We start from the raw sequence: 13,112 nt of genomic DNA on the forward strand, positions 1-13,112 counted from the left end.
TTGAAATAGACCTCACCGGAGGGATTTACCCATAGATTTAGGCAATTTCCTCCCGACAAGTAGGAGTTTTCAGTTTCATGAGGAAAATTCATTCTCTACTTTTGTCCTATCGAAAGATAAATGATATATAATAGTTTAGTGAACCATTAAAAATAAAGGAATATGAAAACGAACACATTTAGATACTTCGGTTTGGCATTGATGGCTATATTGATGGTAAGTTTTACCTCTTGCGAAGTGGAAATAGACAGTTTCTATGATGATGATAATAATGGTGCAGGATACTATAACCGTTCGGCTGATTTATGTAGCCGTACTTGGGTTAGTTTCTACCGGGACATGGACGGTAACTATTGCCGCCAGGAACTGGACTTCTTTTTAGACCGTACCGGAATTGACTATATACGGGTGGAATATCCTAATGGAGCAGTCGATCAATATGAATATAATTTCCGTTGGAGTTGGGAAAATTATGCGCAGACTTCCATTCGTATGTCATACGGACCGAATGATGTTTCATACCTGGATGATGTATATATCGGTGGAAACAGATTGAGTGGTTATCTGGATGGACGAAATAACTTTGTAGAGTTTCAAGGGAAATAATGAAAGGTGAAACTGAAAGAAATAGGTAAAAAGCATCGTTGGAAGGATAACAAGATGCGGGTAAAAAGAGAAAGGATAAGATTGTTAGGATAGAAATATAGCAGGTATTAGGAACAAAATAACAGGTAACAGTGTAAAAGGGTAATCAATAAGATTTCAGGATATATGAATCAGGGTATAATTAGGGCGCGAAATGAAAGCTTAAAAGTTTTGAACCGGACTAAATAGTTTTTATCTTTGCGCCCTATTAGTTTTTATATACATGGAGTGGTTATATAGTCTATTTATCGAACATTCTGCCTTACAGGCTGTTGTGGTACTTTCACTGATTTCTGCCATCGGTTTGGGCTTGGGAAGAGTGCATTTCTGGGGAGTTTCCCTGGGAGTCACTTTTGTTTTTTTTGCGGGTATCCTGGCCGGCCATCTCGGGCTTTCGGTCGATCCGCAGATGTTAAACTACGCAGAAAGTTTCGGACTGGTCATTTTCGTTTATTCTCTCGGGCTACAAGTCGGCCCCGGTTTTTTTAGTTCTTTCCGTAAAGGAGGGGTAACGCTGAATATGTTGGCGCTGGGAGTGGTTCTGTTGGGAACATTGTTGACGGTGGTGGCTAGTTATGCAACGGGTATCTCTCTTCCTGATATGGTCGGCATCCTTTGTGGGGCAACGACGAACACTCCGGCGTTGGGAGCTGCGCAACAGACTCTGAAACAGATGGGAATGGACAGTAGTACGCCTGCCTTAGGATGTGCGGTAGCCTATCCGATGGGAGTAGTCGGCGTAATCCTTGCCATTTTATTAATCCGTAAAGTATTGGTTCGCAAAGAAGACTTGGAGATAAAAGAGAAAGACGATGCGAACAAAACTTATATTGCAGCGTTTCAAGTACATAATCCTGCTATTTTCAATAAAAGCATCAAGGATATAGCTCGCATGAGTTACCCGAAGTTTGTCATATCCCGTTTATGGCGTGACGGACATGTCAGTATTCCGACTTCGGACAAGATTCTGAAAGAAGGCGACCGTTTGCTGGTGATAACTGCGGAAAAAGACGCTTTGGCCTTGACAGTACTTTTTGGTGAACAGGAGAATACGGATTGGAATAAAGAGGACATTGACTGGAATGCGATTGACAGCGAATTGATCTCGCAGCGTATCGTTGTCACCCGTCCCGAACTGAATGGTAAGAAACTCGGTGCACTCCGGTTGAGAAACCATTATGGTATTAACATCAGCCGTGTTTACCGGTCGGGGGTGCAACTGCTTGCTACTCCGGGGTTGATACTTCAGTTGGGTGACCGGCTGACAGTGGTGGGAGAGGCTGCGGCTATCCAGAATGTGGAGAAAGTATTGGGAAATGCCGTGAAAAGCCTGAAAGAACCCAATTTGGTTGTTGTGTTTATCGGTATCGTGCTTGGTTTGGCACTGGGGGCTATTCCTTTCTCTTTTCCGGGTGTCAGTACCCCTGTGAAGTTGGGATTAGCGGGCGGACCGATCATTGTCGGTATCCTTTTGGGGACTTTTGGACCACGGATACACATGATTACCTATACCACCCGCAGCGCGAACCTGATGTTGCGTGCTTTGGGACTTTCCATGTACCTTGCTTGTCTGGGACTGGATGCCGGAGCTCACTTTTTCGACACCGTATTCCGTCCGGAAGGCTTATTATGGATTGGTTTGGGAGCCGGATTGACTATCATTCCAACAGTGTTGGTCGGATTCGTGGCCTTCAAGATGATGAAGATTGATTTCGGTTCTGTATCTGGTATGTTGTGCGGAAGTATGGCAAATCCGATGGCATTGAATTATGTAAACGATACAATCCCCGGTGACAATCCTTCCGTAGCTTATGCGACTGTTTATCCGCTGTGTATGTTCATACGGGTAATTATCGCTCAGGTATTGTTGATGTTCTTGTTGAATTGAGAATAGTATATTGCTGAATCGTAATTAGTAATTTGTAAAATAGTAAATAAAATGACTGCTCAAAGTAACATAACTCCTGAAAGCATTGTGGGTGATCTTCGTTATCTGCAACTGCTTTCCCGAAGTTTTCCTACGATTGCCGATGCTAGTACGGAAATAATCAATCTGGAGGCTATCTTAAATCTACCTAAAGGGACAGAGCATTTCCTGACTGACATTCATGGAGAATACGAAGCTTTTCAGCACGTACTGAAAAACGCTTCAGGTGCGGTAAAACGTAAAGTAAATGAAATATTCGGCAACACTCTCCGCGAGGCTGAAAAGAAAGAAATCTGCACGTTGATTTACTATCCCGAAGAAAAACTTCAATTAGTGAAAGCCCGTGAAAAGGATCTGGATGATTGGTATCTGATTACTCTGAACCAACTGGTGAAGGTCTGTCAGAATGTATCTTCCAAATATACCCGTTCGAAAGTTCGTAAATCGCTGCCTGCCGAGTTCTCTTATATTATTCAGGAATTATTGCACGAATCGTCTATCGAGCCGAACAAGCATGCTTATATCAATGTGATTGTCAGCACGATTATCACTACAAAGCGTGCCGATGATTTCATTATCGCTATGTGCAATCTGATTCAGCGTCTGACTATTGATTCTCTTCATATCGTAGGCGATATTTACGACCGTGGTCCTGGCGCGCACATCATCATGGATACGTTATGCAATTACCATAACTTCGATATCCAATGGGGAAATCATGATATTCTCTGGATGGGTGCAGCTTCCGGTAACGATAGTTGCATTGCCAACGTGATACGTATGTCCATGCGCTACGGCAACCTGGGCACGCTTGAAGACGGATATGGAATCAATCTGCTTCCATTGGCTACTTTTGCAATGGATACGTATGCCGATGATCCTTGCACCATCTTCATGCCGAAGATGAACTTTGCCGACGCTCATTATAATGAGAAGACTTTGCGCTTGATAACTCAAATGCATAAAGCTATTACCATTATCCAGTTTAAGCTGGAAGCCGAAATCATCGACCGCCGTCCGGAGTTTGGGATGACCAACCGCAAATTGCTGGAGAAGATTGATTTTGAACGTGGCGTCTTTGTATACGAAGGAAAAGAATATGCTTTGCGTGATACCAACTTCCCGACCGTAGATCCTGCCGATCCTTACCGGTTGACGGAAGAAGAACGCGAATTGGTAGAAAAGATTCATTATTCATTCATGAATAGTGAAAAGCTGAAGAAACACATGCGTTGCCTGTTTACCTATGGCGGAATGTATCTGGTTGCAAATTCTAATCTTCTTTATCATGCTTCTGTCCCTCTGAATGAGGATGGCAGCTTTAAGCATGTCAAAATACGTGGTAAGGAATATTGGGGGCGTAAATTGCTGGATAAAGCCGATCAACTGATTCGTACTGCGTATTTCGATGAAGAAGGGGAGGAGGATAAGGAATTTGCTATGGATTACATTTGGTATATGTGGTGTGGTCCGGAAGCTCCTCTGTTTGATAAGGATAAGATGGCGACTTTTGAGCGTTACTTTGTAGAAGATAAAGAATTGCATAAAGAGAAGAAAGGTTATTATTATACGTTGCGCAACCGGGAAGATGTCTGCGATCAGATTTTGGCGGAGTTTGGAGCTTCCGGTCCTCACTCGCATATTATCAACGGTCATGTGCCTGTGAAAACGATTCAGGGAGAACAGCCTATGAAAGCCAATGGCAAGCTTTTCGTTATTGATGGCGGATTCTCAAAAGCTTATCAGCCGGAAACGGGAATTGCGGGATATACGCTTGTTTATCACTCTCACGGTATGCAGCTTGTACAGCACGAACCTTTCCAGTCTCGCCAGAAAGCCATCGAAGAGGGACTTGATATCAAATCTACTAACTTTGTCCTGGAATTCAATTCGCAACGGATGATGGTGAAAGATACCGATAAAGGAAAAGAATTGGTAACTCAAATACAGGATTTGAAGAAATTGCTCGTTGCTTATCGTACCGGTCTGATTAAAGAAAAGGTATAATAGATAAAAGTGAACTGCCCCCCAAAAGTTAGATACAAAACTTTAGGGGTGCAGTTCAACTATAGTAAGGGGGGATTTTCTTTTTGGGGACCATTCGGGTGGTTAATTGCAAGTTTAGAAAAGAACAATACCGGCTTCGATAATAGCCCCCTTATCATAATTGCTCGATTTATTATAGAATCTGGTTAACCCATATCCACCTGTTGCAAAGATGCCGAACTTCTTGGTAAATTGATATTCCAGATTGGCACGTGCCTGCAATGCGTACAAGCGTTTCGGGATGACCTCATCTTTGTTATCAAAAGCCTCGATGTGCTGGAATCCGAGATCCCCGCTGATGGATAAACCCTTGTAAAGAGGGAAAGACAGACCGGCACGATAGGATGCGCTGGCCGAAAACTTATCATTCAACCCCTGATATATGGAACCCACTCCCAATATTGTATAAAACAACTGGTTCTTGAAACGTACCCCGATATTGGCAGGCGTTGTGTTTCCACCGTATACCATCATTTGCACTTTTGTGTCAGGATTTGCATTCACCAGACCAAGTTGGAAACCTTTCATATCTTCTTTGTAGTAATTGACAAGACCAATTTGAAGTCCTCGCGCTTTCGTTGCGTAGTTGCATAATGCTACTTGTATTCCATTCAGCTTTGATGCGGTTATATTGGCAATTCCTGCCATCTGCAGGCCGTTCATGTGTTCGCCTACTACATTTAAAAGTCCCGAAGCCATCAGACCACTAAAGCTCTGTCCGGTGATATTGGCGGCTCCGGAAAAGTGTAAGCCCGAAGCCATGTTGCCTGTCACATTCATGAAACCACTGATCATTAACCCCGAGTTGTTGTCTCCTCCGATGCTCGTTAGTCCGGATATGACTACTCCCTGTGCTCTGTCGCCGGTGATATTTACCAATCCGGCAGCAGAAAGCCCTACGGTGTTATCGCCGCTGATATTACTGATACCGGCCAGCTGAACGCCCCGCATAGTACCCCCTGCCAAGTTGGCTAATCCGGTGATTTGTACTCCGTTCATGTCGCCATGAACCACGCTTCCTAATGCATTGATACCCACACCGTTTAGGCGGTTCATGGTAGACAGGAGACCAATGTTTACATAGGTCGTCTGTGTACTGTCATGCGGTTGCGTACATATATCTTTCCAGATGGATATATTGATACCTGCACTCTTGTTTTGTGCCGGTAAAGAAACGGCAGCCATTAGTATAGCTGCCGTAAGTATTGTTTTCTTTATCTTCATTCCTTTCTCTTTTTCGGTTTAAGTTATCTCTCTCTATGTAGCTAACCATCTATCAGCCTTTTGCTTCCTGATACAAGTAACGTTTGATGCTCTTCTTCGGTGTCTTTTCAAATTCTTCCGGATAGATTTTCATCTTGGATATCTGGCTGTATGCCGGTAGCATAGCATTCAGTGCCACGCGGTTTTCTTCCATTACTTGTTCGATGTCTTCGGTCTTCAGGCCGTGAGCGAACGCATCGTCAAAGTCGGGATAAACAAGTCCGACAAGTTTCTCGTTTTGCTGAACGATAATGCTTTCAGCCACATATGGCAGGTTGTTCAACTTATCTTCAATTTCTTCCGGATAAATATTCTGTCCGCTGGAGCTTAATAACAGGTTCTTGCTGCGTCCTTTGATTGTAACATTCCCTTCTTCATCCATCAAAGCCAAGTCGCCGGTATGCAACCATCCATCCTTGTCGATGACTTCTTGAGTGGCTTCTTCGTTTTTGTAATAGCCCAACATCACATTCGGACCCTTACATACGATTTCGCCAACGATATTTTCGGGATCAGATGACAATACTCGTACATCCATGCGTGGTACAGCCTTTCCGCAAGAACCCGGTTTGAATTTTCTCCAATCTTCGTAACAGATAATCGGACCACATTCCGTCATTCCATATCCGACCGTATAAGGGAAATCAATCATTTTCAAGAACTGTTCCACTTCCTGATTGAACGCTGCACCTCCTACGATGACTGCCTTGAAGTTTCCGCCGAATGCCTTAATCATCTCTTCGCGCACTGTTGCCTTTATCTTATCATTGATAATAGGCACTTTCAGCAATATCTTCATCGCTGGAGTTTCCAACTTCGGAAGTACGCTTTTCTTGATAATTTTTTCGATGATAAGTGGTACGGCAACGATTAGACTGGGTTTCACTTCTTCAAAAGCCTGGAAGATAATCTTAGGGCTTGGCATACGGGTGAGGAAGTAGATGTGACAACCTACGGAGAACTCATAAAGGAATTCAAAAGCCAATCCGTACATGTGTGCCATAGGAAGCATGGAAACGATTTTATCTCCGGCTTCCAGTTCCAATACTTCAAAAGCAAATTTGGTATTCGACCACAGACTGCGGTAGGGGAGCATTACTCCTTTGGAATAACTCGTTGTTCCTGAGGTATAATTGATAACTGCCAGTTCTTCCGGTTCGTCTTTATGATAAGCGACATGCTCTTTACGGAAATTCTTCGGATATTTTTTGCCGAACATTTCGTTCAGATGTTCGCGTGCATACGTGAGTCGTTCGCTGCGTGACACTAGCAGGGTGAAGTCGTTCATCATCAGGATACCTTCCAGTAGCGGCATTGCCGCTTCGTTCAGGTTTTCCCATACCATATCTCCAACAAGCAGTAACTTGGCTTCGGAGTGGTTGACGATATTATGCACATTATCTGCTTTAAATTCATGAAGAATAGGTACAATAACGGCTCCATACGTCAGTGTGGCAAGGAAAGTAACTCCCCAGTGAGAGCTGTTTCTTCCACAAACGGCAATCTTGTCTCCTTTGCGGATTCCGCTTTCTTCAAAGATGATATGGAGTTTTTCGATTTTGCGAGCTACGTCTTTATACTGTAAAGTTGCACCTTTATAATCGGTCAGGGCATCCAGGTCCCAATTATTCTTGATACTATTCTCAATATAGGCTATAAAACTTTGTTCCATTGTTTTTGCACATTTGGTATTAAATTGTGCAAATATAGCAATTATATTAAGAATGAAGAATTAAGAGTGAAGATTTTTTGGAAATGGAGGGAGAGTAGTGGGAGAGAATCTGTGGACGATACGTTATTAGTACGATGGATGATGCTTATAATTGAATGGATGATGCTTATGGTTGAATAAATGATGCTTGATAGCTGAACAAATTATCATTATAGCAAAACAAATTATCATTATAGCTAATTTAATTATCATTATAGCTAAAAAAAATATGCTATTAGCAAAAATAATTCAGCTAATAGCATATTTACAGTAACTTCATTTCTTATTTCAAGTACCATTCGTACATTCTCTGTACGCCTTCCTCGATTTCAATTTTGTGGTGCCAGCCCAGTGCATGCAGTTTTGAAGGATCGGTTAGCTTGCGCATTGTGCCGTCCGGTTTGCTGCTGTCGAAGGTCAGTTTACCTTGATAACCTACTGTTTCAACGATCCGTTCAGCCAGTTGACGGATGGTGATTTCCTTGCCGGTTCCGATGTTGATGTGGCAGTTGCGGATATCCTTGCTACCTTCTTTATAGGTATCTTTGAAGTCCACATGCTCCATAACGAAGACACTGGCATCCGCCATTTCTTCGCTCCAGAGGAATTCGCGGAGAGGAGTCCCCGTACCCCAAAGAGTGACTTCTGTTTCGCTGATTCCGTATTTTTTCAGAATAGCCAGAATGTCCTCTTTCGAGCTGTCGCCGTTGACGCCTTCCACCGGACGCAGGTTCATATCCTTGCGTACAGCTTCCCAGTTTCCTTCTTTCAGACAGTGTGCCAAATGAATCTTGCGAATCATGGCAGGCAATACATGGCTGCGTTCCAAATCGAAATTATCATTCGGTCCGTAAAGGTTTGTCGGCATCACGGCGATGTAGTTCGTTCCATATTGCAGGTTGAAGCTCTCGCACATTTTCAGTCCGGCAATTTTAGCGATCGCATACGGCTCGTTGGTATATTCCAACGGTGAAGTCAGCAATACATCCTCCTTCATCGGCTGTTCGGCATCGCGTGGATAAATACACGTACTACCGAGGAAGAGCAACTTTTTCACGTTGTGACGGAAACTCTCTCCGATGATATTCTGTTGAATTTGCAGATTCTTATATATAAAGTCGGCACGGTAGATGCTGTTCGCCATGATACCACCTACAAAGGCAGCGGCAAGGAATACATATTCCGGTTGTTCTTCATCGAAGAATTTACGGACCGCCATGCCATCCAGCAGGTCAAGTTCTTTGTGTGTGCGGCCTATCAGATTTGTATATCCTTTATCCTGCAAATTCTTCCAGATAGCAGATCCCACAAGTCCGCGGTGTCCTGCTACATATATCTTTGCATTCTTTTCCATTCTATCTTTTATTAGTTCACCACAGAAGAAACGGAGGGCACAGAGGAAAAAATAAAAACCTCCGTGTCCTCTGCGTCCTTTGTGGTGAAATGAAATTCATTTAATGTTTGGTAGCAATCATTCGCTTCACTTTTTCCATATCGTGGCGAACCATGATACTTACCAGTTCTTCGAATGATGTTTTGCATGGATTCCATCCCAACAATGTTTTTGCTTTAGTCGGATCACCCAGCAGTTGTTCCACCTCTGACGGACGGAAATATTTAGGATCAACCTCTACCAAAGACTTTCCGGTAGCTACGTCGATACCTTTTTCATTCACGCCTTCGCCTTCCCAACGAAGTTCGATGCCTGCTTCCTTGAATGCCAGCGTTGCGAATTCGCGCACTGTGTGCATTTCTCCAGTGGCAATTACGAAATCTTCGGGAACGTCATGTTGCAGGATCAGCCACATACATTCGATGTAATCCTTGGCATATCCCCAGTCGCGACGTGCATCCAGATTACCCAGATACAGTTTGTCCTGTTCGCCCTGTGCGATACGTGCGGCAGCAAGCGAAATTTTACGGGTAACGAATGTCTCGCCACGGCGTTCACTCTCGTGATTGAACAAGATTCCGTTTACGGCAAACATACCATAGCTTTCGCGGTAGTTTTTAGTAATCCAGAAACCATATTGTTTGGCTACCCCATACGGAGAACGGGGATAGAATGGAGTTGTCTCTTTTTGTGGAACTTCCTGCACCTTACCGAACAATTCGGAAGTAGAAGCCTGATAGATGCGGGTTTTCTTTTCCAGTCCCAGGATGCGTACAGCTTCGAGCATACGCAACGTACCGATAGCATCCGCTTCGGCCGTGTATTCCGGAACGTCGAATGAAACTTTCACGTGGCTTTGAGCTGCGAGGTTGTAGATTTCATCCGGTTGCACCTGTTGAATAATACGAATTAACGAACTAGAATCTGTCATATCCCCATAATGCAGATTGATCGTACGTTTCTGTTTCATGTCGCGCACCCACTCGTCAAAATACAAATGTTCAATACGTCCTGTATTGAACGAAGAAGAACGACGGAGTATACCGTGTACTTCGTAACCTTTTTGCAATAGAAATTCGGCAAGATAAGAACCATCCTGCCCGGTGATGCCTGAAATTAGGGCTTTTTTCATACGCTATTATTTAATATAATTGAAAATGTGGGTGCAAATGTCGGCATTTTTTGTGAGCCAGCCAAGCTACTACTCAATTATTTTTCAGCACAGTCATTCAGCATGGTTTTTTCTCATTATTTTGTCGATAATCAAAGCGATAGCTCCGTCTCCTGTCACGTTGCAAGCTGTGCCGAAACTGTCCATTGCGATGTAAAGCGCAATCATCAAAGCCTGTGCCGATTCGTCGAAGCCGAGCATGGATTGAAGAATTCCCAGAGAGGCCATGATAGCTCCGCCCGGAACTCCCGGAGCGGCTACCATTGTGATGCCCAGCATAAAGATAAATCCGGCAAACAATGGGAAGTCGAACGGCATTCCCTGCATCATCATCAATGCCAGTGCGCAGGCTACGATTTTCAGTGTGCTGCCCGACAGATGAATGGTGGCGCAGAGCGGAATCACGAAACCGGCCACTTCGGCAGATACCCCGTTCTTTTTGCTCTGTTCCAGCGTTACGGGAATGGTGGCTGCCGAAGATTGTGTGCCCAATGCCGTGAAGTAAGCCGGCAGCATTTTGCTAAGTAATTTAAACGGGTTTTTATGTACAAACAGTGCCGCGATGGAATACTGAAAAACCAACAGGAAGATATGAAGAACAAAGATGACTCCGATAATTTTAATAAACACCATCAGGATGGAATATACTTGTCCCGAATGTGTCATGTTGAGGAATATGCCAAAGATATATAGCGGCAGCAAAGGCAGAATGACTGCGCTAATCATTCGTACGATAATTTCCTGAAAATCCCGTGCCACGTTTTTCAATGCGTTGCTGTTCAGTGACGCCAGTCCCAAGCCCAAGGTGAAAGCCAGTACCAAGGCCGTCATTACGTTCATCAGCGGTGGGATGGAGACGGAGAAGTAGGGGAGGATGCCTTGTGCTTCGCTCACTTCTTCAAGCGGTGCTCCCGGTTCGATGAGTGACGGAAACACGGTGATTCCTGTGAAGTAGGAGAGGAATCCCGAAAACAGGGTGGCGAAATAAGCAATCAGAGCCGTCACGAGCAACATTTTTCCTGCACCTTTTCCGATGTCGGCAATAGCCACCGTCACCAGTCCGACGATAATCAGTGGGATAGAGAAATTGAGAAACTCACTGAAAATGCCATTGAAAGTAACGAATATTCGTACTAGCGGAGCCGGGAAAAAAGTACCGATGGCAATGCCCAAAATGATGGCAATAACGATGCGTGCCAACAAACCGATTTTGATCTTCTTCATCCTTGATTTTATTTGTAGACCACAAAAATAATATTTTAATCTAAAATATTGCGAACAAATGTCCTTTTCAACTGTTACTAAGATAACGAATATTCAAAATATACAAGTTATGGCAAATCAGAATAAAACAGATATCGGACTTATCGGCTTGGCTGTGATGGGCGAGAATCTTGCTTTAAACATGGAGAGTAAGGGGTGGCACGTATCGGTTTATAACCGTACAGTTCCCGGAGTAGAGGAAGGAGTGGTAGAGCGCTTCATGAATGGCCGCGCAAAAGGTAAAAACGTCGAAGGATTCACAGATATAAAAGCATTTGTAGATTCGATAGCTATTCCCCGTAAGATAATGATGATGGTTCGTGCCGGAAGTCCGGTTGACGAACTGATGGATCAGCTTTTCCCGTTGCTTTCACCGGGAGACATTCTTATTGATGGTGGTAACTCCAATTACGAAGATACCAACCGCCGCGTCAAACTGGCGGAGTCGAAAGGATTTCTTTTCGTTGGTAGCGGAGTGTCCGGCGGTGAGGAAGGAGCCTTGAATGGAGCTTCTATCATGCCCGGCGGTTCGGAGAAAGCATGGCCGGAAGTGAAACCGATCCTTCAAAGCATTGCGGCAAAAGCACCGGACGGCACTCCCTGTTGTCAATGGGTGGGGCCTGCCGGATCGGGTCATTTTGTGAAGATGATCCACAACGGTATCGAATATGGTGATATGCAATTGATTGCCGAAGCCTATTGGGTGATGAAAAAGTTGTTGGATCTGACCAATGAGGAAATGGCTGATGTCTTTGCCCGTTGGAACGAAGGTAAACTGCGCAGCTATCTGATCGAAATCACCGCCAACATTCTGCGGCATAAAGACAAATCCGGAGGTTATCTTATTGATAAAATCCTGGATGCGGCCGGACAGAAAGGAACCGGCAAATGGTCGGTCATCAACGCTATGGAGCTCGGTATGCCGTTAGGACTGATTGCCACAGCGGTATTCGAACGAAGTCTTTCTGCGCAGAAAGACTTGCGTCATCTGGCTTCCAGACAATATCAGTGTCAACATACACAACCTATATATAATAAGGTGGAACTCGTAAAGAATATATTTTCTGCTCTTTATGCTTCCAAACTCGTCTCTTATGCCCAAGGATTCGCCGTGTTGCAACGTGCTTCCGACGCTTTCGACTGGCATCTCGACCTGGCTTCCATTGCCCGTATGTGGCGTGGGGGATGCATCATCCGCAGTATATTCCTGAACGATATTGCTGCCGCCTTCGAAGCCACCGACAAGCCTAAACACTTGTTGTTGGCTCCTTATTTTAAAGAAGAAATGAAAACGTTGCTTCCCGGATGGAAAAGTCTGGTAGCGGAAGCCATGAAAGAAGAACTTCCTGTTCCTGCTTTCTCTTCTGCCCTGAACTACTTCTATTCGCTCACGTCTGCCGATCTGCCCGCCAACCTTGTGCAGGCACAACGCGATTATTTCGGCGCGCACACTTTCGAGCGCAAAGACGAGTTGCGTGGACAGTTCTTCCACGAGAACTGGACAGGTCACGGAGGAGATACGAAATCGGGTACATATAATGTTTAAATAGAAAACAGCTTTGAAATGATAAATGGGAATTTTTTAGGCACGTGCCTAAAATGAGAACATCCCGCAGGGAAACCTTGCTCCAGCGCTACGCTGGTAAATTTATCATTTACCATCTCAAAACAGAAATTAAAACAACTCTTGAAA

The 13,112-nt window shown here is 44.2% G+C and carries 9 protein-coding genes; 4 read left to right on the plus strand and 5 right to left on the minus strand.

Features of this window, described 5'->3' with window-relative positions; translation table 11 throughout:
• Nucleotides 1-162 precede the first annotated feature (162 nt).
• The 3 genes from GD631_RS14010 (at nt 163) to GD631_RS14020 (ending at nt 4,579) form a co-directional block, all read left to right on the plus strand.
• On the plus strand, nt 163-606 hold the full coding sequence (locus tag GD631_RS14010; protein ID WP_143257527.1) for a hypothetical protein: 444 nt from the start codon (nt 163-165) through the stop codon (nt 604-606).
• Between the two features lie 262 nt (nt 607-868).
• Nucleotides 869-2,533: a putative transporter gene (locus GD631_RS14015; protein ID WP_143257528.1), complete on the plus strand. Its 1,665-nt coding sequence runs from the start codon at nt 869-871 to the stop codon at nt 2,531-2,533.
• A gap of 51 nt (nt 2,534-2,584) precedes the next feature.
• Nucleotides 2,585-4,579, plus strand: coding sequence for a fructose-1,6-bisphosphatase (locus tag GD631_RS14020; protein WP_143257529.1), 1,995 nt, complete (start codon nt 2,585-2,587; stop codon nt 4,577-4,579).
• Nucleotides 4,580-4,693: 114 nt separating this feature from the next.
• Here the strand turns inward: GD631_RS14020 and GD631_RS14025 are convergent, their stop codons facing one another.
• The 5 genes from GD631_RS14025 to GD631_RS14045 all read right to left on the minus strand — a co-directional run bounded on the left by GD631_RS14025 (nt 4,694) and on the right by GD631_RS14045 (nt 11,380).
• On the minus strand, nt 4,694-5,842 hold the full coding sequence (locus GD631_RS14025; RefSeq protein WP_143257530.1) for an LA_2272 family surface repeat-containing protein: 1,149 nt from the start codon (nt 5,840-5,842) through the stop codon (nt 4,694-4,696).
• Between the two features lie 52 nt (nt 5,843-5,894).
• Nucleotides 5,895-7,553 (minus strand): AMP-binding protein, encoded by a 1,659-nt coding sequence (locus tag GD631_RS14030; protein WP_143257531.1) that lies wholly within the window; start codon nt 7,551-7,553, stop codon nt 5,895-5,897.
• Nucleotides 7,554-7,875: 322 nt separating this feature from the next.
• Nucleotides 7,876-8,946, minus strand: coding sequence for a GDP-L-fucose synthase family protein (locus tag GD631_RS14035; protein ID WP_143257533.1), 1,071 nt, complete (start codon nt 8,944-8,946; stop codon nt 7,876-7,878).
• A gap of 100 nt (nt 8,947-9,046) precedes the next feature.
• On the minus strand, nt 9,047-10,117 hold the full coding sequence (gmd, locus tag GD631_RS14040) for a GDP-mannose 4,6-dehydratase (RefSeq protein ID WP_143257534.1): 1,071 nt from the start codon (nt 10,115-10,117) through the stop codon (nt 9,047-9,049).
• Nucleotides 10,118-10,210: 93 nt separating this feature from the next.
• Complete coding sequence (locus tag GD631_RS14045; RefSeq protein WP_143257535.1) at nt 10,211-11,380, minus strand: dicarboxylate/amino acid:cation symporter; 1,170 nt, start codon at nt 11,378-11,380, stop codon at nt 10,211-10,213.
• A 109-nt stretch (nt 11,381-11,489) separates the two neighbouring features.
• On the opposite strand from GD631_RS14045, the gene gnd reads away from it, so the two are divergent.
• On the plus strand, nt 11,490-12,965 hold the full coding sequence (gene gnd / locus GD631_RS14050) for a decarboxylating NADP(+)-dependent phosphogluconate dehydrogenase (protein WP_143257536.1): 1,476 nt from the start codon (nt 11,490-11,492) through the stop codon (nt 12,963-12,965).
• The last annotated feature ends 147 nt before the right edge of the window (nt 12,966-13,112 follow it).

The sequence above is a fragment of the Bacteroides luhongzhouii genome (assembly GCF_009193295.2).
GTDB classification, from domain to species: Bacteria; Bacteroidota; Bacteroidia; order Bacteroidales; family Bacteroidaceae; genus Bacteroides; species Bacteroides luhongzhouii.